Source organism: Pseudomonas lini, assembly GCF_001042905.1.
Lineage (GTDB): Bacteria > Pseudomonadota > Gammaproteobacteria > Pseudomonadales > Pseudomonadaceae > Aquipseudomonas > Aquipseudomonas lini.
On sequence record NZ_JYLB01000010.1, the window covers coordinates 134,374 to 156,069 of the forward strand.

22 protein-coding genes and 1 pseudogene are annotated in these 21,696 nt (G+C 55.7%); 14 read left to right on the top strand and 9 right to left on the bottom strand.

Annotated features, from left to right (window positions below; translation table 11 throughout):
* Positions 1-10 precede the first annotated feature (10 nt).
* The 4 genes from TU81_RS25265 to TU81_RS25280 all read right to left on the bottom strand — a co-directional run bounded on the left by TU81_RS25265 (position 11) and on the right by TU81_RS25280 (position 4,009).
* A complete protein-coding gene (locus TU81_RS25265; protein WP_048397122.1) occupies positions 11-1,606 on the bottom strand; it encodes a DHA2 family efflux MFS transporter permease subunit in 1,596 nt (531 codons plus the stop codon).
* Positions 1,603-2,700 carry an HlyD family secretion protein gene (locus TU81_RS25270; RefSeq protein WP_048397124.1) on the bottom strand — a complete coding sequence of 366 codons (1,098 nt, stop codon included), beginning with the start codon at positions 2,698-2,700 and terminating at the stop codon, positions 1,603-1,605. The genes TU81_RS25265 and TU81_RS25270 overlap by 4 nt, the downstream gene beginning before the upstream one ends.
* Before the next feature lie 99 nt (positions 2,701-2,799).
* Positions 2,800-3,213 carry a cupin domain-containing protein gene (locus tag TU81_RS25275; RefSeq protein ID WP_048397125.1) on the bottom strand — a complete coding sequence of 138 codons (414 nt, stop codon included), beginning with the start codon at positions 3,211-3,213 and terminating at the stop codon, positions 2,800-2,802.
* A 43-nt stretch (positions 3,214-3,256) separates the two neighbouring features.
* Entirely contained in the window at positions 3,257-4,009 is a 753-nt protein-coding gene (locus TU81_RS25280) for an SDR family oxidoreductase (RefSeq protein WP_048397127.1), read from the bottom strand.
* 241 nt (positions 4,010-4,250) lie between these two features.
* On the opposite strand from TU81_RS25280, the gene TU81_RS25285 reads away from it, so the two are divergent.
* Positions 4,251-5,834, top strand: coding sequence for a winged helix-turn-helix domain-containing protein (locus TU81_RS25285; protein ID WP_048397276.1), 1,584 nt, complete (start codon positions 4,251-4,253; stop codon positions 5,832-5,834).
* Positions 5,835-5,985: 151 nt separating this feature from the next.
* On the opposite strand, the gene TU81_RS25290 is transcribed toward TU81_RS25285, so the two are convergent.
* Positions 5,986-6,378 (bottom strand): DUF6124 family protein, encoded by a 393-nt coding sequence (locus TU81_RS25290; protein ID WP_048397129.1) that lies wholly within the window; start codon positions 6,376-6,378, stop codon positions 5,986-5,988.
* A gap of 316 nt (positions 6,379-6,694) precedes the next feature.
* On the opposite strand from TU81_RS25290, the gene TU81_RS29870 reads away from it, so the two are divergent.
* The 6 genes from TU81_RS29870 to TU81_RS25315 all read left to right on the top strand — a co-directional run bounded on the left by TU81_RS29870 (position 6,695) and on the right by TU81_RS25315 (position 12,742).
* Positions 6,695-6,895, top strand: a complete 201-nt coding sequence (locus TU81_RS29870; RefSeq protein ID WP_082157877.1) for a hypothetical protein — start codon at positions 6,695-6,697, stop codon at positions 6,893-6,895.
* A 281-nt stretch (positions 6,896-7,176) separates the two neighbouring features.
* Entirely contained in the window at positions 7,177-9,300 is a 2,124-nt protein-coding gene (locus TU81_RS25295) for a hypothetical protein (protein ID WP_048397131.1), read from the top strand.
* Positions 9,301-10,096: 796 nt separating this feature from the next.
* Entirely contained in the window at positions 10,097-10,459 is a 363-nt protein-coding gene (locus tag TU81_RS25300) for a DUF6124 family protein (protein WP_048397133.1), read from the top strand.
* A 230-nt stretch (positions 10,460-10,689) separates the two neighbouring features.
* The gene (locus TU81_RS25305) at positions 10,690-11,220 is read left to right on the top strand and encodes a PAAR domain-containing protein (protein ID WP_048397135.1); all 531 of its coding nucleotides are present in this window, start codon (positions 10,690-10,692) and stop codon (positions 11,218-11,220) included.
* A complete protein-coding gene (locus tag TU81_RS25310) occupies positions 11,217-12,110 on the top strand; it encodes a hypothetical protein (protein WP_048397137.1) in 894 nt (297 codons plus the stop codon). Before TU81_RS25305 ends, TU81_RS25310 begins: the two co-directional genes overlap by 4 nt.
* A gap of 8 nt (positions 12,111-12,118) precedes the next feature.
* On the top strand, positions 12,119-12,742 hold the full coding sequence (locus tag TU81_RS25315; protein WP_048397139.1) for a hypothetical protein: 624 nt from the start codon (positions 12,119-12,121) through the stop codon (positions 12,740-12,742).
* A 162-nt stretch (positions 12,743-12,904) separates the two neighbouring features.
* Here TU81_RS25315 and TU81_RS29875 read toward each other — a convergent pair.
* A pseudogene (locus TU81_RS29875) lies at positions 12,905-13,270 on the bottom strand (malate:quinone oxidoreductase); the annotation flags it as partial.
* Between the two features lie 176 nt (positions 13,271-13,446).
* Positions 13,447-14,016 carry a DJ-1/PfpI family protein gene (locus TU81_RS25325; RefSeq protein WP_048397142.1) on the bottom strand — a complete coding sequence of 190 codons (570 nt, stop codon included), beginning with the start codon at positions 14,014-14,016 and terminating at the stop codon, positions 13,447-13,449.
* 431 nt (positions 14,017-14,447) lie between these two features.
* Here TU81_RS25325 and TU81_RS25330 point away from each other — a divergent pair, with 431 nt between their 5' ends.
* The 3 genes from TU81_RS25330 to TU81_RS30865 all read left to right on the top strand — a co-directional run bounded on the left by TU81_RS25330 (position 14,448) and on the right by TU81_RS30865 (position 15,744).
* The gene (locus TU81_RS25330; protein WP_048397144.1) at positions 14,448-14,927 is read left to right on the top strand and encodes a hypothetical protein; all 480 of its coding nucleotides are present in this window, start codon (positions 14,448-14,450) and stop codon (positions 14,925-14,927) included.
* A gap of 12 nt (positions 14,928-14,939) precedes the next feature.
* The gene (locus tag TU81_RS25335; protein WP_048397146.1) at positions 14,940-15,173 is read left to right on the top strand and encodes a hypothetical protein; all 234 of its coding nucleotides are present in this window, start codon (positions 14,940-14,942) and stop codon (positions 15,171-15,173) included.
* Positions 15,174-15,276: 103 nt separating this feature from the next.
* Positions 15,277-15,744: a hypothetical protein gene (locus TU81_RS30865; RefSeq protein WP_231669735.1), complete on the top strand. Its 468-nt coding sequence runs from the start codon at positions 15,277-15,279 to the stop codon at positions 15,742-15,744.
* A gap of 103 nt (positions 15,745-15,847) precedes the next feature.
* Here TU81_RS30865 and TU81_RS25345 read toward each other — a convergent pair whose 3' ends face one another.
* Entirely contained in the window at positions 15,848-16,615 is a 768-nt protein-coding gene (locus TU81_RS25345) for a tetratricopeptide repeat protein (protein WP_038982675.1), read from the bottom strand.
* Positions 16,616-17,111: 496 nt separating this feature from the next.
* Here TU81_RS25345 and TU81_RS31235 point away from each other — a divergent pair, with 496 nt between their 5' ends.
* The 3 genes from TU81_RS31235 (at position 17,112) to TU81_RS25360 (ending at position 20,184) form a co-directional block, all read left to right on the top strand.
* Entirely contained in the window at positions 17,112-17,318 is a 207-nt protein-coding gene (locus tag TU81_RS31235) for a hypothetical protein (protein ID WP_048397148.1), read from the top strand.
* Between the two features lie 291 nt (positions 17,319-17,609).
* Entirely contained in the window at positions 17,610-18,914 is a 1,305-nt protein-coding gene (locus TU81_RS25355) for an MFS transporter (RefSeq protein WP_048397150.1), read from the top strand.
* A gap of 217 nt (positions 18,915-19,131) precedes the next feature.
* The gene (locus TU81_RS25360) at positions 19,132-20,184 is read left to right on the top strand and encodes an alpha/beta hydrolase family protein (RefSeq protein ID WP_048397152.1); all 1,053 of its coding nucleotides are present in this window, start codon (positions 19,132-19,134) and stop codon (positions 20,182-20,184) included.
* A gap of 142 nt (positions 20,185-20,326) precedes the next feature.
* Here TU81_RS25360 and TU81_RS29885 read toward each other — a convergent pair whose 3' ends face one another.
* The gene (locus TU81_RS29885) at positions 20,327-20,881 is read right to left on the bottom strand and encodes a TetR/AcrR family transcriptional regulator (protein ID WP_080772114.1); all 555 of its coding nucleotides are present in this window, start codon (positions 20,879-20,881) and stop codon (positions 20,327-20,329) included.
* A 126-nt stretch (positions 20,882-21,007) separates the two neighbouring features.
* On the opposite strand from TU81_RS29885, the gene TU81_RS25370 reads away from it, so the two are divergent.
* Positions 21,008-21,685, top strand: a complete 678-nt coding sequence (locus tag TU81_RS25370; RefSeq protein ID WP_048397282.1) for a DJ-1/PfpI family protein — start codon at positions 21,008-21,010, stop codon at positions 21,683-21,685.
* The last annotated feature ends 11 nt before the right edge of the window (positions 21,686-21,696 follow it).

A 21,696-nucleotide genomic window follows, 5' to 3' on the forward strand; every position in this document is an offset into this window, starting at 1 on the left:
GTGGGATGCCTCACGCGACTGCCCGCGAAGCGCGCACTTTCTCGTATCGCGCGAATCCGATCTTGATGCCGACCAGAATGGGGGCAGCGATTACAAAAAGCAGGGCCACGGCGATGAACGCTGTGTCGAAGGCAATCACCGTGGATTGACTTGTCACTAACCGGCCCAGAAGGCTCGTCGCTGCCCGGCCAGCGGCCACCGCATCCATTCCTTTCGCGCTCAGCATGGCTGTCGTGGTCGTCATCCGTTCGATGACCGCGGCCGCGCCTGGGGTGACGTTGGCGCCGAGGACCACGGCATTGGTGACGACGTTATGGTCGATCAGGGTCTGGAGCCCTGCGACTCCAATAAGGCCACCTAGCTGGCGACCCGTATTGAAAAGGCCTATTCCACTCGCGAGGTTTCGGCTGTTGAGGTGGCTGAAAGCAATCAGCGTGATCGATAGAAACAGAAAGCCAAGCCCCAACCCGCGCAACAAGATAGCCGCCATCATGTCGTCCGCGCCGCTTTCGCTGGTCGAACCGGACAACATCCACATCGCAACCATGATCATCAGGATGCCAAAGGGCACGGTGGCGAACGGCGCAACGCGGCGGGCCTGCATGAGCCAAGCAGATATGAGCAGCGCGCCGACAAAAAACGCGCCACTGGGTAACAGCAGCTGACCGGCATCGGTAGGCGTGAACCCGAGGACCGACAGGGCGAACGCCGGAATCAGGAATGCGCTGCCGAACAAAGCGGCGCCGGCGACAAAACTGACGATAAAGGCGAAGGAAAAATCGCTCGATTTGAACAGAGTAAAGTCGAGCAGCCCCTGCCCTTTGGCCAACACTTGTTGGCCGAGAAATGCCAGTAGAGCGGCTGCGCCGATCACGGTTAACCACAGGATGCGAGGCTCCTCGAACCAGTCCCATCGGCTGCCCTGGCTAAGAACGTAGGTGAAACACAACAGGCTGGCAGAGATCAGCGAGAAGCCGATCCAGTCAAACGGACGCTGCCGGACCTTGGCGGGCATGGGACCGTCTGCGATCAACACAAGTCCGGCAGCCGCCAAGGCAATCGGAACAACGCTGAAGAAGATCCATGTCCAGGATTGACTATCGATCAACCACCCTTGAAGTGCCGGGGCGAGCGTCGCGGGTGCGACAACGGAGCCCATGGCAAACAGGGCCTGAAGGATTGGCTGAAGGGACCGCGGATAAGCGCGAAATATAATCGCCTGGCCCCCGACCAGCAGAGTGCCGCCGGCGAAGCCCTGAACAACTCGAAGTGCAACCAGCAGATCGAGCCGAGCGGTGATGGCGGCAATGCCGCATGCCAGGCCCATGACCAGGATTGAGCTGATCATCACATGACGCGGATTAAAACGCTTCAGCAGCCAAGGCGCGGTCATGAACCCGATCAGCTTGAGCGCGAGGTAGCCGATATCCAGCCAGGCAAACTCATCAGGCGTTGCATAGGTGTCGCCGATGATGTCGCTGCGTCCGAGCGACAGAACGGTGCTGGCGATCGCTTCCGTCAGCGTGGCAAGCACGATGCCCGCCATCAGCAGGACACCGGTTGTAGCGCTGGCGTTGCTCCACGTGGCGCTGGCAACCGTGTTCATGAGCCCTCCCCTTGCGCAACCTCGACACGCGCGGACAGGCCTGGGACGATGCGGCCCGGCAACGGGTTATGGGCAAGCCGGATCTTTACCGGAACCCGCTGCACGACACGCACAAAGTTCCCCGTTGCATTGTCTGTGGGCAGCAAGCTGAACGCCGACCCGCTACCCGGCGCAAAGCTGTCGACCACGCCTTCAAGTACCCCGTCGGGATAGCCGTCGACCGTGATGCGCACGCGCTGACCGGGGCGGATATGTTCGAGCTGGGTTTCCTTGAAGTTCGCCACGACCCACACATCATTGACCGGCACGATATCGAGCAACGAAACACCCGGCGTAACGAACCGGCCGACGCGGACCTGACGGTTACCGATAACGCCATCAACAGGCGCGTGTACCACGGTGCTGTCGAGATCGATCTGGGCCAGATCGCGCGCGGCCTGTGCCTGCGCCACAGCAGCAACGGCAGCTTCTCGCTGGGCCACAAGGACGGTGATGCGTTGCTGTTGAGCCTCGACCGTTGCCGACGCTGCCGAGACCGTCGCCTCGGCTCTGGAGCGTGCCGTGCCGGTTTCATCGACGAGGGCCTGGCTGACCGCGTTGCTGACGATCAGTTTTTGGCTGCGATCGTGGGTCTTGGTCGCCAGATTCATCTCGGCGGAGGCCGAGCGGCGCTGGGCTTCGGCCTGTCGAATCAGGGCACGCTGAAGCTGGGTTTCGGCATCGACATGGGTCAGGCGAGCCTCGGCAGCGCTGACATTGGCCACTGCTTGAGCAAGTCGCGCTCGATAGTCCCTATCGTCAATCCGGAACAGGACATCCCCCGCACGAACGGTCTGGTTGTCCTCGACCTCTACCGCCGTGACATAGCCGGCAACTTTGGCGGCGAGCGAGGTGAGGTCGCCGCGCACATAAGCGTTATCGGTGGAGGTCGCACCGCTCGAAAGCGCCATGGACCATCCGCCAGCCAAGACCGCCACGGCACCGATGCACAGCAGGATGCCGATCATCTTTCTCTTGCTTTGCCGCGCCACCACGACAGGGATCTCGGCGCTTGCGCCGGTGGCAATGGCGGCCTTGTCCTGAAGCGAGTTCATGTTCTTGTTTCCTGTTCAATGCCAAGGGACCTGCAACAACCGCAGGACGACAGTGACCTGCCGCCCGGCTGTCGAGCGTCGATGAGCGCGTTGATCGGCTCACTTTTTAATAGGTGTAACGAGCTCCTTTTCGTTGCTGTCGAGGACGAACACGGCCAGCAGGCGTGCGGGTTTCGTATCGCTGGCGTTGGCGCTGACTTCGTGCACGGAGCCTGGCTCCTCTACGAAGTTTTCGCCGACGTTGTAGATCTTTTCCGGCTCGCCTTTGACTTTGATGCGAAACGAGCCCTCCAGGACCGTTGCATAAATGAAGGCCGTTTTCGGATGGGTGTGGGACGGCGACGCGGCGCCCGGCCCGTACTCGACCAGCACGCCCTTCATGCTCTTGTCAGGGAGGTTGGGAATGGGCCGGTCGAATACGACCGACACCTTGCCTGCGGGCGGCTCGGCGGCCGACGCTGCGGTGATCGACAGCGCTGCGAAGGCAGCGGCCAAGAGATATCGGGTAAACATGGCAATGCTCCTTGGTGTGTAGGTGGTGTGAGCGCGCGGCCCGTTACCGAGCCGTCGACTGACCGAGCCAGTCCTCGAAGCGGATCGCGCCCAGGCGTGGGTTCTTGCCGGGGGTCAGCGATTGATCGTCGAGCATCGAACCGAAATAACGCGCATGCACATCCGGCACGACCTTGCGCGTGTCCTGAGTGGCCCGCAGGAAGCGCCGGACCAGTTCGTCGAGTGGCATGGCCTCGGGACCGGCGACTTCGACCGTGCCATTGACCGGCGTTGCCAGCGTGACCTCGGCGAGCGCCGCCACCACGTCATCGGACGCCATCGGCTGGATCAGCGCCGGCGACAGGCAAATCTCCTCGCCGACGGTGGCCGCCTGCGCAATGCCGCCGACAAACTCGAAGAACTGCGTGGCACGCAAAATGGTGTAAGGGATGCCGGACGCCTTGATCAGGTTTTCCTGCGCGACCTTGGCCCGGAAATAGCCGTTTTCGGGAAGCCGTTCACTGCCGACGATCGACAGCGCAACGTGATGGCGAACGCCAGCGGCCGCCTCGGCAGCCAGCAGGTTACGGCTCGATGTTTCGAAGAACTCGAGCACGGCCTGGTCTTCCCATGAGGGCGCATTCGCCACGTCGACGACGATATCGGCGCCATCCATCGCTTGGGCCAGGCCCTCGCGGGTGATGCTGTTCACGCCCGTGCTGGGGGCGGCTGCGAGCGCTTCGTGGCCGCGCTCGCGGAGGATTGTCACAAGTTTCGATCCGATGAGGCCGGTGCCTCCAATGACGACGATATTCATGGTTTCTCTCCGCTTCTCGACTGCAACCATTGCTGTCGATGTAGATAGAGAGTGCCAGCGCGTGTCAGGGAAGTCCTTGTACCGGCCTTGGGTTTGCCTTCAAGGAAACTTGGTTTTTCGTCCAGAAAAACAGCTATTCGACGGGTATCCCTTGCCGCGGGCGCTGCCGTATTATCGACACCACTTACCCATCGCCAACTCGGACACGGAGTCGGGGGCGCTCGACCAGGGGATCCTCACCTTGCCATTCGTGTTTGAAGACTACGTGCTCGATCAGCAGCGCCGGGAACTCACCTTGCGCGGGCAAGTCGTGGCGGTCGGGCCGCAGGTCTTCGACCTATTGCTGCAGCTCGTCAGCAACCGCGATCGCGTCGTCAGCAAGGACGACCTGCTCAACGCCGTGTGGAGCGGTCGGATCGTCTCGGAATCGACCATCACCAGCCACATCAATGCGGTGCGCAAGGCCATCGGCGATACCGGCGAGGAGCAGCGCCTGGTGCGCACGGTCCCCCGCAAGGGTTACCGCTTCGTCGGCGAGATCAAGGTCGGCGAGACAGGCGAAGCGCCACAGCCTGACGGGCCAGGCATGGGTGAGCGCACCTCATCTGACCCAACTGAGCTCGTCCTGCCGGACAAACCCTCCATTACCGTCCTGCCCTTCCACAACCTGAGCGGCGATCCGGAGCAGGAGTATTTCGCCGACGGCATGGTCGAGGACATCATCGCCGCCCTGTCGCGTATCCGCTGGCTATTCGTCATCGCACGCAATTCGAGCTTTACCTACAAGGGTCGGGACGTGGACGTCCAAGGCGTCGGCCAGACACTCGGCGTGCGCTACGTGCTGGAAGGTAGCGTGCGCAAGTCCGGGAACAAGATACGCATCACCGGGCAGCTGATCGACGCGACGACCGGGACGCATATCTGGGCGGAGCGCTTCGAAGGAACGCTCCACGACATCTTCGAGCTGCAGGATCAAATTGCCGAAAGCGTCGTCGGCGCCATAGCACCGCAGCTGGAACGGGCGGAAATCGAGCGCGCCAAACGCAAACCGACGGAAAGCCTGGACGCTTACGACTATTACCTGCGCGGCATGGCGAAACTGCACAACGGCACCCGCGAAGCCATCGAGCAAGCGCTGCCGTTGTTCTACAAGGCCATCGAGCTCGATCCGGAGTTTGCATCGGCCTATGGCATGGCAGCCTGGTGCCACTTCTGGCGCAAGTTGAATGGCTGGATGACCGATCGGCCTCGAGAAATCGCCGAGGGCGCACGACTTGCGCGTCTGGCGGTGGAACTCGGCCGGGATGATGCGGTGGCGCTGACACGAGGCGGGCATGCACTTGCCCACCTCGCCGGCGATGTCGATGGCGGCATTGCCCTGCTCGACAGGGCACGCCTGCTCAACCCCAACCTCGCCCCCGCCTGGTTCCTGGGCGGTATCCTGCGCGCACTGCGCGGCGAAACAGACGCCGCCATCGAGCATCTGTCCCATGCCGTTCGCTTGAGTCCAGTGGATCCGGAAATGTTCAGGATGCAAGTCGGGATGGCGCTCGCGAACTTCTTCGCCGGGCGCTTCGAACCCGCTGCCGCCTGGGCAGAAAAGGCGCTGAGAAACCTGCCCTGCCTCCTGGTATCGGTTGCCTTGCTGGCGGCCAGTCATGCGCTCAGCGGAAACATGGATAAAGCGAAGCAGGCGATGCAGCGTTTGCATGAGCTGGATCCGTCCTTGCGAGTCTCCAGCCTGAAGGACTGGCTGCCAATCCAACGCCCCGAGGATCTTGCGCGGTTTGCTGATGGACTAAGGCTGGCTGGGTTGCCGGAGTAACTGCGGTTCGGTGAGCTGCGAATGGCTGACCGTAGGAGCTGCCGAAGGCTGCGATCTTTTGATCTTCCGATCTGAAAAACAAAAAAAGCCCCGCCCCACCTAAATGGGACAGAGCTTCTTACTACACATCACGCTGAAACAACGCCCTCACCTACCCCTGCGGATCGACCTGATCCAACACCCGATTCACCGACAACTCTGCCAGGGAAATCATCTGCTGGATGGCCAGCGCCATGTTGCATTGCGGGCCGGTGAGACTGAAGGCCAACTCGCTGGCTATTACGTTGGCTGAAGCGAGGGTTTCGCAGCAGTGGGCCAGGAGGCTTTCTTTGTCGACGTTGGGGGCGATGATGAAGATTGAGCTGGGACGGCGGTCGGCGAGTTTTGGTTTTGAGGGGGGTGGCGACAGGTAGTAATCGAGCGCGCGGATTGCGGCGTCGTGGAGTTTTTTTGAGTTGAGGCAGGTGTATGGGGAAACCGGATCGGTTTCTGCCGGTTCTGGGATCTCTGGGGTTTCAGATGGGTTTGCGTCGTCGTCGATCATTTGGAACTCCAATGGATTGGGCTCCTATGAAAATCGGGCTACCACACCCGGCCGCTGAATTGGCAGCGGCAGAGGGAGGTTAGCGAGGTGGCTTCCGACGGGCAAGCCCGGCGATGCGTGGGAAAGTTCTGAGGATATCGAGCTGTGATCTGCTTTCCTGTAGGTCTCTAGCGGTATTGCCTACTGTATATCTGATTGTTGATTGCTATGAGCCATTACTCGACTACGCTGAGTCGTGCTGCCTGCTCTCTGGATGTGAGGCACGGCCCTTCAAGGGAGAAGCGGGTTCACTTGGCACTCAACGGAAGGAAATTCCATGCCTATTTATTATGTCAACAACAAGGCGCAACTGAACGGCGACCATGAAGTTCACAAAGCAGGCTGCACGTGGATGCCAAGCGATAAAAAATCTCTTGGGGAGCATATTGGCTGCTCTACTGCAGTCGCATCAGCAAAGAAAATTTATCCCAAGGCTGATGGTTGCAAAACCTGTGCTAATGCGTGTCACACCGGCTAGTTAATGTATGAAGGGACGGGCTACTGTCCCTTTTGAGAAAGCCAGTTGAACGACCTTCACACTCAAGGTCATGAGCACGACCCAAAACGGACATCCACCGATGACTGCCTTCGGCCAGAAGCGGACGTTTAGACTATGCTAATAAACCTATGCCCATTTGCCCTTGATTTTACAAAACGTAGGACCCTTCTTAGGTTAGCAAGTACGAAGGATCATGTAATTCGAAGTAGGCTGAGCCGAATAGCTGTGCGATACAAAAATAAATACAAAGGGGACAGCGTATGAAGATAAATATCCGAAATTGTAACAATATTGATCATGGCGAAATTGAGATCAAAGAAAACACACTTAACATCAAGCATGCAATCAACGGCACCGGGAAGAGTACTATTGCAAAAGCCATCGCAGCTTCCGTAAATGACTATAAAAACAAGTCAAAAGAACTGCTCCAACTCCGACCCTACAAGTTAAGAGAGGATAAGGACGCAGTACCAGTCGTGGAAGGATGTGAAGCTGTCCAAAATTTTCTGATTTTCGATGAAAAATATATCAATGAAGTCGCTTTTCAGGCAGACGAATTGGTCAAAGGAAGTTTCGACATTTTCATCCGCGGTGAAGATTACGAAAGAGGAATACTTGAAATTGAGGCTATGACCTCGCAAATGAAAAACACCTTGAATGGAGATGAAGAAATTTCCGGGCTGCTGGCAGATTTCGAGGAGATAATTACTGCCTTCGGAAGAGAAGTTAAACACGGGATACACGCATCAAGTGCCATGTCCCAAGCTTTTAAAGGAGGCAACAACGTTGCCAATATTCCCGAAGGTTTAGAGCCCTTCAAAAAATTTATCCAGAACGACAATAACTATAAATGGGTGAGTTGGCAGCACCAAGGTGCACCATTCATGGATATGGGTAGCGATTGCCCATATTGTGCGACAGATGCTACCGAGAAGAAAGAAATCATAAAAAAGGTGTCTGATGTTTATAAACCCAAAGCAATCGAAAATCTTAATAAGATTGTTATCGCCTTTCAGCACCTAGAACAATATTTCTCCGAAGAAACGAGAAAGCGAATCACGGGATTTATCACAAAAATTGATGGCTATACTGACGACGAGTCTAATTATTTACTAGAAATAAAAGAACAAATCGCACGACTGAGAGAGCGCTTCATTGCCGCTCGTTCACTCGGCTTTTCATCCTTAAAAGACGTCGATAAAGTTCTCAACGCCATAAAAAATCAGGTAATTGATCTGAGCAATTTCCCATACTTGAAATCAGAGGCGACTCAAGCTAAAGCAGATATAGTCAATAAAGAACTTGAAAAGCTGCAAGAGATCGCCGGGAACTTGCAAGGAAAAGTTGCCAAGCAAAAGCTATTGATTAGGAAGTTAATTGAAGAGCATGGTGAAAAAATAAATCAATTTCTAAGGAATGCCGGATATAATTATCATGTGTTTTTGAAAGAAGAAGCCAGTGGTGAGTACCGCCTAAAACTTGAGCCGAACGATATTATAGGCGAAGTTACCGAAGTTAAGAGCCGGTTGAGTTTTGGTGAGCGCAACGCGTTTGCTTTAGTACTATTTATGTTCCAGGCTCTGAAAGAAAAAGCAGATTTGATTATCCTAGATGATCCAATCTCCTCATTCGATAAGAATAAAAAATATGCCATTATGGACATGCTATTCTCGAAGGGAAAATCCTCGCTTAGTGGTAAAACTGTCCTAATGCTGAGTCATGACTTCGAACCGGTTGTTGACCTGATTCATCATCACCGGGATAGATTTGAGTCGCTAAGCGCCTGTTTTTTGGAGAACAAACAGGGACATTTGATCGAGAAGACGATTGAGAGGAAGGATATTCAGACTTTTGTTGATATTAACACCTCCAATCTTGCGGATCAGATTCATGCACTTCATAAAGTAATTTATTTGCGAAGATATTTCGAAGTAATCAATAGAAAGAATTTGGCGTTCGACGTGCTATCCAGTGTTCTTCATAAGCGGGAGCGTCCACAAATTTACGAACAAAGAGAAATAGAAAGTGGTGTGTTTGAGCTTGTTCTACGCGACCTAACTGATGAAGAGTTCGCGTCAGGAACGGCTGAGATAGTGGGTCATATTCATGACTTCGATTATGATAAATTATACGCACTGAGTAGCGTCAACGCAGAGATGAAAAAGCTGTACTTGGATACGACAAGCAACTATGAGAAGTTGCATATATATCGCATGATATTTGACGAGAAAGCGGTAGCCACTTCAAATGTAATTGCAAAATTCATCAATCAATCATTTCATATAGAGAACGACTACATCTATCAATTAAATCCAAGATCCTATCAAATGGTACCGCAATACGTCATTGATGAGTGCGACAAAGCTATAAACGAAATTCAGTGAAAATTGTAAACAGAACGGTTTAGGGGATGTGAAATTGTATCGATTTGTTGTTCGAGGTCTGCTTCTGGCCGTTTCCTGCCCGCCGCGAGAGGCAGAAAACGACCCGTTGCGGTCATACAGGACGACAAAGCTGAACGTCCGGAGTTCATGCCTGAGCGGTCACTCTTCCCTCACACTGGAAAAAAGGGGACTTGAAAAAAGGGGACGGATTTATTTTCTTATTTCTGAAAAATAAATCAGTCCTTTTTCGTTCCTTTTCGTTCAGCGTCATATCCATCCGCCGGTGACTGATCCGGCATTCTCCTGCCAAATCCTCGATTCAAAAAACCACCTCGCCGTGCGCGGCCTGCATGACTTTAAGCGGGCGACAAGTGCGGCCGCGGCGCAACACAACCCTAAAAAATGTCAGACGCTTCCTCGTTTTTTTTTAAAACGCTCACGCGTTTAGCGATGCGTGTTTAAAGACACTCGGTGTTACGTCCCGAAGGCTACAAGACCTTGCGCCGTTACCTACCGTTAAGACAGAATCCGCCGGCTTGTGCGTCTTGGGTCTCGTCAGTAACTTAATCCCCGTCACTGCAAATCAGTGATCGGGTTTAGTAGCCCGTGGTTTACTCAAGGCGCATAGCGCATCAGATAGTCAGGGATCCCATCCCTGCACTTTATGGTGGCTGTGCGTAGGGCGCCCTCGGGCGCGCCGGCTCCTTGGGTCCCCGGTCTACTAACCTGCGCACAGCTGCCACCTCTCCTTATTAGTAGAGAAGAGGTGGTAGCTCTCACTTTGAGGACCCAAATTATGTTCAAGGTAACACCCAATCCGCCAGACACCGATCCGGCATCCCCGTACGAATCCCTCGGCTCGAAAAAATTCCACGAAGCCGCCGAGCGCGCCCTCAATTTCTACCTCAACCCGGCAGCGATCATGAACAACACCCCACGCAAACCCAGCACCATTTATATGGTTGCGCCGGATGTCGACCATGAAACCTTGCTGGTTCAAACGTGTGAGAACCTGGCCTCGGCCAGTGTCATGGCCAGCGACATTGCTGCATTGGTGGATGGCCCCCATCGCAGTACCCTGCTGGCGCTTCAGCAGGTCATCATGCTGGGGGAACTGGCGGTGAATCGAATGCTGGATAACTTCGTTCCACCTAAGTAATCACTCAGCCCTTTACCGAGAGGTTTGCCCCTCGGTAAAGGGCTTTGATCGTTGCAACGCGAAGGGGTCGTGTCAGTCACTTTGTGCTGAAGGTCGCGAATGGGCCAAACAGGATGACGCGCTTGCCGCCTAGTACACCGGGTTCTAGAGCAAGAGCGGTTACTCGCCATGGCTGTCAGCAGATTCTTTGTGCAACAATCGTCGGCTACTCGTTTACAAGGATGTTCAAAATGGCTGGTAAACCTGCTGCCCGTGTCACAGACCCGACTGCCTGTCCTCTTCCTGGCCATGGCGTTAATCCCATCGCTGCTGGTTCCCCCGATGTTTTCTTCGACGGCTTGGCCGCCGCTCGCCAAGACGACAAAAGTGCGTGTGGCAGTCCCATTGTCGGAGAGGTCGCCTCTACCGTTCTTATCAACGGCAAACCCGCCGCAACGGTGGGCAGCATTGGAGCTCATGGCAATAACGTGGTGAGTGGATCTGGAACGGTGATCATCGGCAACACCCACACCCCTGCAGAATTCACCCCGCCTTCACCAATGCCGCTATGGCTGCAGCCATTCAATGAGCAGTTCCGTATTCTCGGAAGCGACGGCCAACCACTCGCCCATGTCCCCTATCACATCAAAGATGAAGCCGGTCAGGTTTACACCGGGTTTTCTGACGAGTCAGGGCACACGCCACGAATCACTACCAAAAAACAGGAATCACTGGAAATCACAACAGGCGTTGCCGCACTTGAAAAGTGGAGTGAGGCATGACCGAGTTCTCTTGTAAGGTTCCGACGAATCAGCAAGCCGGCTCGGTAAGCAATGTGTCTGGCTATCCAATGCCTGCCAACATCCATATGTTTGTTGTGGTCGAGGAAATTGGTAAAGATGGTTTTCTGGTCAGAAAAATTTATGCATCTCCGGACAACCCTCATCTGATTGCAAAGAATCTCCCGGACTTTCAAATCAAGCATGAAATCTGGCCAGAAAAATTCGGCATGATCCCTGTTGACCCGAAATCAAACGCCACCGTAGCCGAACATGTTTTTAGCAGCAGGAAATATCCATCCAGCTACGTATCAACCAGTTCTATCTTCCCTGATGGCTCGCCACGTTTTGAAGGAAAGGCCGTTTACATCGATGTTGCGAAAGCCAAGGCCGCAGGAGCAAAACTGGTTAGCACCGAAGAAATCTTAAAGTCTTTGGAAGAATATAAAAAAGTCGCGCCTAAAAACGTGGCCAAGATCGACCAAATTGCGGAATGGGTAAAAAACATCGATAAAGAGGTATTGGTTCAAGCGGACAAAATACCTCCTAAAGCAATTTTTACACCTGGCTCATACAAAGCCACAAACGTATTCATCAAAGGTGCGAGAGTGGTCAGAGTATTTGCCATTGGCTTCACCGCCTATGATTTAAAATTGGCTGCAGACGAGTCAATCAAGCAAAAGAGCATCAAACCTATTTCTATTGAGGTGGTCAAGCAGGCTGGTGGTTGGGGCGCTGCTATTGCTGGGGCAAGGATTGGTTTCGTCGCGGGAGCAGCAGTTGGCATTGAAACGGGTCCTGGAGCAATCGTTAGTGGCGCTGTCGGAGGGATTATCTTCGGCACCGCTGGTTATTTAGGGGCCAGTTGGCTCACCGAATACCTACAGGACTGAGGTAGATCATGAGCATTTTTAGTCGTATCAAAGCCTTCATAAAACAGGAACCGAAAGAACAAATCGTCGGGTACTCCATACCAGAACTAAATTCGATTTTTACTAAACCTTTATCAAATATTGATCACCCCCTGCTCGATCATCCGCAAACCACATCTTTGGAGAACATAGGCATTCCAGCCTATTACTCTTCACTTTTAATCGACCACGAAGACGTTCGTGAATTCTTGACGCTCGTGGAATCCAACTTCAAATACGTGATTGAAAAATCGTTCAACGAACTACCCGTAAAGCAGTATGTAAACACTCAGAAAAATGAGCACTTGGTATTTTTCACATCTACCAGAGAATTCAATTCTGCAACTGTACGACTGGTCACCAATAGCGTTGATTTCTTGGCCATTATTGCTCGCGAGAAATTCTCCGTGCCCCCTCCATGGATTGTTTTCGAGGGATACAACCCTTCGTGGTGGTCAGGCGATATGCAAGGCGCTCAGGGCTACTACAACGAGAACTACTTCACCCCGTTTTTTACTAATCTAAGCGGAGCAGAAAGGGAAATTTACTACGCAAGATTCAAGGCTACAGATGAATGGATAAAAAGCTTGGAATTGATGTACGACGTTGAGTGATCGTTCACCTTTCTGGGGCTGCTTCGCAGCCCAACGGGGCAAGCCCCCTCGCCACAAAAAACTCGCCGGCCTTAGCATTTCGTTATCTGCAAGATCGAATTCCAAGCACAAAAAAGCCCACTGACCGTCACCGGTTCAGTGGGCTTTTGACAAGGTCTCTACTTACAAAGCCATATCAGTCGTAGCATTAGCCTTCGGCGCCTTGGCCGGAGCGGCCGGAGCGGCCGGAGCAGCAGCCGGAGCCGCCACCTGACCAATCACCGGCGGCGGAGTCAGCTCCAGCATCTTAGAGGTATAAGCCCACTCTTCCGCAACCTTCGCAGGGTTGCTGTTCAGCTGAGCGCCATAGCTCGGCACGTATTCTTTCAGGGCGTTGAGGCGGTCTTCGTCAGACAGCATCAGTTGGCCTGCAAGGTACTCGACCAGCGGGTATTCCTTGATGCCGACCTTGGTCATTGGCCACACGTTGTGTGTGTGTGTGGTCGTGGTGGTCAGCAGGTCCAGGTACGAGCCTTCTTTTAGGAGCTTGCAATTCTGATAGCCAATTGTGACCGAGAGAGTCCCGACTTCACACAACGCAGCCACGATGAAGACTACTCGTATGCCCGACGCCTGCAGATTTCAAACGGCTCACCAGATCCGCGCGCGCCAAAGCGGACACTCGAACACATCACCTGATCGGCTATTTTTGTAGGGCGAAGCGGTTACCCGTGTTCCGCTGCCAACATTGACCTGAACTGCGAAACGATCTCTGAAGATAGCCCGGCAGCTTCGAACACTGCGCAGGTGAAGCTAACGGGTGCAGGGCCTGGAGCAGTTATGATGCGGTCGGCAACCACAGCTACTTGGCTGCTTCGATAAAGGGCGGCGCCTTCATAACCTACGGCATTCTGTTGTAAGAAGTCAGCGCTGTTCGAGGTATGAGAAACCGAGTCGAGAAGCCCGGCTCTCGCAAGTGCCAGCGTTCCCCCACAGATACCGGCAATTGTCGCTCCACTTGAACGACTAGCATGAAGAAAGTCCCGAATGTCCGGTGCATCTGCATGCTCCCAGATCATTCCACCGATGACGACGACAACGTCCGGCTTCCAGTCCAGGCATTGTTGCAAGCTGCTATCCACAGTTACAGCCAATCCACCCTGTGAGCGGAACTGCCCCGTAACAGAGGCGAAAAACCTGACGTCGATCCCGTAAAACGGGGATGCAGTTCCTGCAATGAAAGCGTATTCCCAGTCCGCAAAACCGGGTGTCAGTATCAAGCCCACGCGTGCCATCAGTCAGAATCCTCCATGAAAACGACCAACATAAAGCGATAACAAATAGATTTCAACGGCTGCTTCGGGTCGATCTCTGCCCTTCATGACAGGCAGAAATCGGCCAAAAGCAGCCTTTATGATCCTCGCTACACATTGCGCCGATCTCAAAGGTGGAAGCTGTAGGAGGGAGGTTTTTTGGTGATGCGGGCGGCTTGTTCTGCTCTGGAGCTGGGGCTTGCTCGCGATAGCGGTCCAACTCCCAACCGGTCAATCACTGCCAAAACTGATAAGGACGCCGCTATGCTCGACTCCCTGGAAAAAATGCTCGCCAAGGGTGCCTGCTTAACGGACCGGCATTCACCGCTCCCCGCTCCAGCCAGATGAAATGATTTGAATCCAATACGCTCGTTGTAGAGAATCGCCACCCGTACCTCAAAAGGAAACGAGCGATGAAGTTCGAAGGGACTTTCCAATACATGGGCAATCACGGGATCGTCTTCAACATCTCACAGATCACCCTCACCGACAGCGAACGTGGGCGCCTGCGCGAGCTGCATTTTGGCGAGGCAAAAAACGCCCACTATGAGGTCAACAGCAAGGTCGTCGAGGTGTACGACAAGATGCTGGCCAAAAACCTGCCGTGCGTGATGATGATCGGCATCTCCAAGCCGTTGACCCGGCAACAGGGCGATGCCCTCAACGCCCAACGCACCACGATCGCCAACCTTGCCACCACTGCCTTCGCCGCCACCGCCAAGGCTGTGGCCCCTTCTTACGTGGCGATACCTGTAGGGGCCGGTGTACGCAGGTATGTCAATGAAATCCTACCCACCTACCATGCTGGCGACGTACTGGTCAGCATCGAGGCACAGGTCAATGGCGGTATCGGCCCGCAACGCACCCTCTCGACATTAATCATCAAGACCTGACTGGAGACGTACATGTCCGACATTACTCAATTGGTCATTGCCTTGGTGGTGTCCTTTCTGTTCGATCAATTCCTCAAACCGTATCTGCTGCGCAAGTGGCTAGGAGTGGTGTTGGTGGTGGCGGGTGCGGTTGGCTGCGTTGTTGCCGGTCAGACCCGCTTGTTGGGGTTTGATCTAGGGTTGCTGTCGGCTTTTGCCGTGGCGATTGGGATGGGGTTGTTCATGAGGCGGCGGCGGTTTGAGTAGGTTGGCTGCCGGCTGAGCGAGAAAGGTGGGCGGATTTAATATCAGAAAATAAAGCCGTCCCCTTAAGTAGGCTCTAAGGATTTCTGGGGAATCGAGGGGTGTAATGAGCAACCTGATTTCAATCGCAAGCCATAAATCGAAGTACAGCATCGGCTTCTATCCGACTTTTGCCGTTGACGGAGTACCTCTGGAGGTTTGGCTGCCTAGGCATAACCCGGATGCTGAGCTTCATCTCGTAGCGGCCCATTCAGGCTTGTACAGCGATGAAGATACTTGGTTGATATGGGATCGGATCTATTCCACTGCACCGGGATGGAAGACCCTGGTTCCCTTGCTTGTCTGCTCTGATGACCTAGACCTGACCTGCACCGTTATTGTCGCTGAGCAGTGCGCTGATGAGCATCAAGTCCAGTGGAGCCGATTTGGCTTGCTAAAGGATTTGATTACGCTGGAACTTCCATCTGTTGACTGGTACGACGCGATACCCTGTCTGACCTTTGAAAGGTCACATTATCAGAGCGTGCTGGACGAGTTCCGAAAACAAGAAAATATCAAAATGGACTGGGACTAGCTGCGTAAGCTATCTACCTGTGATTAATCTCGCCGTTCGTTACACCTGCCTCGGGCTGAAAGAAAAGACGTGTGAACGACTGCTATCGGCCAGATTTGGACATTCAGAAACCGCGCACCAGGTAGGCTCCTGAGGGAACTCGATCTCGCAGCTTCTTGCATTTGCCGGGTGCAGGCTGATGCCCCGGCGGACGATCAGGAAACCAGATTCGGCATTTGCCCGGAGGCGGCATATGGCCGCGGGGAATCTCAACCTCAGCGTACGCCCGCTCTGGCTCGACATTAGCCATTTGCAACTTTCCTTCGGGCCCGGCTCTGCCAGCCGTCGGTGCATCCGAAACCCGATCTGTCTCTGCGCTAGCGAAGTTGCCAGCGTCGCGCCCAGTGTCCGGAATGGATTGCTCAACAGCCGCCATTTCCACTTCGCGGCGCCTTTGGGTCTCCTCTTCCAGCCCCTTCTGTACTGCGACCAGGTCCTCTTTGGCATTGGGTGGGGTCCCCGAAGACTGGGCCTGCTGCGCCGCCTGGATCAATTGGAAGTTGCGGTTGCGCAACTCGACGTTGCGACCAACCCGCATGTTCGAGCGCACCGCCAAGGTTTCAGCCTGCTGGTACTGCCCCTGCTGAAGACGCAACACACCGAGGTAATGCAGAGTCGCGGGATTGTTCGGCTGGATATGCAGGGCACGCTCCAGCGTGGCGGCGGCCTGGTCCAGTTGGCCATTTTCATACTGCCGCGAGGCTGTTTCGATCAGGGTGGTTGATGCGCTGTTGCTTTGCGCGGGCGCTCTTCGCTCGGCAGCGACAGAACAAAGCGACGCGCCGGCGCAGAACACCAGGATGAGGCCGGGCAGAAAATTCTTGGTTGGCATCAGGGGGCGGACTCGGCTGATCTTGGACGGTTCTGTCGTAAAACAGGCAACCAGCGCTGCTCGGCATTTCCGATATAGGGCCGCTATTGACCTGGCCAATACCCTGAAGTTCCTGCACTGACACCGTTGGCTATTTAAGCAACGGCCACCTAGAACTTTTCCTTATTTATCGGTCTATTTGGATAGGCTCATCCGCTCGGTAAGCGCGAACCCGCAGGCTCCCGCAGTCAGATGGCCACACGCCCAGTTATCAATCAGAGGTTGCCTTCGCTCATGAAATTCCATGACCCACGGATGGTGCTCTTCGGCCTGTTCGCATTCGCGGCAGTGGGCTCGGCATCAGCAACTCAGATGAAGACCTCAACCCCTATTATCGCAACTGACGTCGCAGTAGTTCAGGTTCCGGTCCAGGCTGTCGGCAACCCTTGGCCGACCTTGGCCAGTATGGCCGACAAGCAGCCAGGGCCGTTGCTTGCCCATGATGACCGATACTGGCATGAACACCGTCGGCATGATCGTAGAGACCATTGGCGCCGAGATGACTGGCGTAGAGATAACTGGCGTAGAGAGCAAGCCCGCCGAGAAGCAGAACGCCATCGTGATTGGGAACGCCGCCAAGATCGGGCCATGCGGTACCGCTACGACGACGATCACCGCTACTATCGTCGCTAGTGCGACGCCACGGGATCAATCAGTCGCCTAACTTGCGCGCTGGGCTCGTTCAGATTCATCCAGGTGCTCCAGCAGCACCGCTATGTTGCATCCCGCAGCTTGATTGCCTCCATCCAGCCCGGCCCCTGCGCCAACAGCGGGGGGCAGACGCTGACGTGGATTGCACCGTGGCGCGGGAACCACTGACCGTCGCGCAACACCCTGCGCGTGCCGCGGATTGCGACCGGCAGCAGCGGCACGCCGACACGCGAGGCTGCGTTCGGCAGCTGCTACGGTTTGGGGCTAGGCTCTTAAGGATGCCGCTCCAGACAGAGAGATCGCCATGTCAGCCAGCCTTGCCCCCGGAGTGACGCGCCGAGAAATCTGGGCTTGGGCAATGTTCGATTTCGCCAACTCCGGCTATACAACGGTGGTGATCACCGCCGTGTTCAACGCCTACTTCGTCGCGGTGGTCGCCAAGGGCGAAGCCTGGGGTACGCTGGCCTGGACCAGCGCCACCGCACTCTCCTATGTCCTGATCATCCTGACCGCGCCGCTGATCGGCGCCTATGCCGACGCCTTCGCCTGCAAGAAGCGCCTGTTGTTGTTCAGCACGGTCGGTTGCGTCGCCTTTACCTCTGGACTCGCGCTGGCCGGACCGGGGGAGCTCGGTATCGCGATCCTTTTCATCGTGCTATCCAACTTCTGCTTCGGCAGCGGCGAGAACCTGATCGCCGCCTTCCTGCCCCAACTCGCCCGTGCAGATGCCTTGGGCAAAGTGTCCGGTTGGGGCTGGGGGTTCGGCTATATCGGCGGCCTGCTCAGCCTGGGCGCCTGCCTGGCCTTCGTCAGCTGGGCCCAGGCGCAGGGCCAGACTGCGACGCAGTTCGTGCCGGTGTGCATGCTGATCACCGCGGCCTTGTTCGCCCTAGCCAGCGTGCCGACTTTCCTGTTCCTGCGCGAACGCAGCCAGCCGCAGCCAGGACGCGGCGGCACGCCTATCGCGCAAGCGGCGTTGGCGCGCTTCGCGCAGACGCTGCGCGAAGCCGACCGCTATCGCGACCTGCTGCGCTTCCTTGCCTGCACCGTCTGCTACCAGGCCGGCATCTCGGCGGTGATCGCCCTGGCGGCCATCTATGCCAATCAGGTCATGGGCTTCAATACCCAGGACACGCTGCTGCTGATCTTCGTGGTGAATATCACGGCCTCCATCGGCGCCGTGCTGTTCGGTTGGTTGCAGGATCGCCTCGGCCATCGCGCCACGCTGGCGCTGACCCTGTTGGGATGGCTCGGCATGGTCGGCATGGTCTGGGTCGCACGTGGCCCTGAGCTATTCTGGCTGGCGGCCAACCTCGCCGGTCTGTGCATGGGCGCCAGTCAATCGGCCGGCCGCGCGATAGTCGGTCTGCTAGCACCGCCGACGCGCCTGGCGGAGTTCTTCGGCCTCTGGGGGCTGGCAGTCAAACTGTCGGCAATCCTCGGCCCCATGACTTACGGCCTGACCAGTTGGCTATCCGGCGGCGATCACCGCCTGGCGATGCTGATCACCGGCAGCTATTTCGTTGTCGGCCTGCTGATCCTGGCTGGCGTCGACCTCGAGCGCGGGCGGCAGGCAGCTGTCAGCTGTACCGAGAGTCTCGAAAAGTGAGAGGGACTATCCATTTCGGGCCAGTTTTTGCCTGTCGCGACTGCCTCGATTCGGCCCAAAGGACGTTCAGCCTCCTCACTAAAGACCGCGAACAGAGTTAACGATGAAAGTTATGCGCGGCGGCTCGAATGTGGTCTTTAATGTCCGTACTTATATGCAGCCGCATTAACTTCGACTCAGGTTGCCATGCACTTGTCCATTCAAGGAAGAAACGACATTGAAAATAGCTTTCGGCGCCCTGTTATTGACTTGGCTGACGACTCTCGCACTCGCTGACGATAACCCTGTCGGATTCCAGTCTTCCACACTGCCGGACTCGCACAACGACCGCTCACTGGAGATGGTCGTCTGGTACCCCAGTGCAACTACCGACGCCACGCAAATGATTGGCGATGATGCGGTGTTCGTCGGGGCTTCTGCCGTTCGTGATGCGCCGCCCGCTGCTGGCAAGCATCCATTGTTGGTGCTCTCCCACGGGTACAGAGGTAACTGGAGCAACCAGATCTGGCTTGCCAGTGCTCTGGCTCATAGGGGTTACATCGTCGCCGCAATCAATCACCCTGGCACCACCACTCATGACCGTAGCCCTCAAGCAGCGGCGCAGTTATGGCAGCGACCCGTTGATGTGCGCCGAGCCATTGATAGGGTCACGACTCAACCTGAAAAATTCGGCTTCGTCGCCAATGATCGAATTGCAGTAGTGGGCCATTCACTCGGTGGCTGGACCGCCCTGGAGATCGCCGGTGCTCGTTTCGATCCAGACCGCTTCGCCCATGACTGTAAAGCCCACCCGCAGTTAACAAGTTGCACCGTCTATGGAACGATAAACCCCGCAAGCACCTCAGAATCAAAGGCCGCGTTGGCCGCCGATTTGCGCGATAAACGCGTCACTGCTGTGGTTACATTGGACTTGGGCCTTTCACGGGGCCTGACCGATGAAAGCCTGGCCGCGCTGCCGGTACCAGCGCTGGTGATCGCTGCCGGCGTACCGTCGCGCGAGCTTCCCGCTGAGTTGGAGTCTGCCAACCTGGCCAAACGCCTGCCTGCGGCGTCAAGCCGTTACGTCGAAATCAGCGACGCAAGCCATTTCAGCTTCTTGTCGGTGTGCAAACCTGGCGCGCAGGTAATGCTTGAAGAAGACGTACCAGGCGATGGCATTATTTGCCGTGATGGCGACAGCGCTCGCCCGCGTGGGGTGATTCAACAGCAGATTACATCGCTGATAGCAGAGTTTCTTCAGTCATCCATCTACAAAGAAGACAGTTTGTAAACTCGTGGTACGAGAACTGCCGCAGCTCAACAAAACCCCGCTGGAGCAGTTTCAGCGCCCGCGCAATCTGTCAGATCGGTTGGCCAGGGATGAGCGCTCTGGGTCGGAAGCGGTCGGTTGCGGACAGCTGCTTTCCCATGACTTAGGCCCGCCACGGTGGAAGAGCCCCTTCGAAAAGTGAAAAGGCTCGATGCAGGAAACTGTTGAAGCGAGCGGCATCACGCCGCAGCCCTGCCTGTTGACCACCAATCAGGCACAGATGGGCCACCTGACCAATCACTTCTGCTTGGCCTGGCATATGGACCAAGCGGCGGCACGTCCGTATCGCGAAGTCCAGTCGTCTTGTGTCAACACGCTGCTGAAACTCGCCTACCAACGGATCGTGCAGCGACCAGGCTCGGATGGAAACTTCCCGCCCAGGTTGTTTCTCAGCGGCAATACTCAAGTAGCGTTTCAAGGTTTCGCCCGCGCTACGCCCCTGCGCCGCATAAGCGAGCATGCGCTCCGTGTAGTCTTCTTCCCAAGCGGCCAGCAAGGTGCGGACAAAGTCTTCGCGATTGCGGAAATGGTGATAGAACGATCCGCGGGTCACATTCAATCGGCGCGATAGACTCTCGGCCGAAACGCCAATATGCCCTATGTGGTCGAGGGCCTCAAAACCAGCCGCGATCCAATGGTTACGAGTTAGTTTTCTCACCCGTTATTTCGCTCCATATTTAGCGCCATACAGACTGTGTATGGTGCGCAACCGATTGATACGCTGCGAACACCAGCAAAGATGGCCGTTGCGTTTTGCACGCCAGCACTTTTCATGGAGCTCGCCTTGAAGAAAATCGTTCTGGTTGCTTTCGACCAATTCACTGATATCGACCTGTTCCTGATGTGGGACATTCTAGGCCGCAACACTGAGGACTGGCACGTCCGAATACTGGGTTCTAGCTCTATCGTGCGATCGGCGCACGGCCTGCCTGTTTCGGTGCACGGTCCGCTTTCCGAGGCCAATAGTGCCGACGCGGTATTGTTCGTCAGCGGCAAGGAAGGGATACCCGCTGCACTTGCCAACCCAGATTTCCTGCCGTCGTTTGAACTTGACTCCAGACGCCAGCGAATCGGCTCCCTATGCGCCGGAGCTTTCATTCTCGAACGGCTTGGGCTGCTCAGCGGCCAGGCAACTACACACCCGGATGCACGATCGAGCTTGCAAGCTCTGGGACTTGAGCCCATGGACCAGCCTCTTGTATGCCAAGGGAACGTTGCAACCGCTGGCGGATGCCTTTCGGCGCTCTATCTGGTGGGATGGTTGGTTGAATCCTGGTTCGATGTCGACAAGCGCCGTGCGACGTTGCTCCCTGTTTTGCCAGCTGGGCAGCAAGAGCTCTATGATGCCTTGATCGGGCTCAGTATCCGACAAGGAGAAGTTGGCGCCACAGGGCGACAAGGAGCGTTGTACGACAAACCATCGCAACAAGAAACGCGACATGGCATGTCGTCTAATTGGTAGTTAGAACTCAG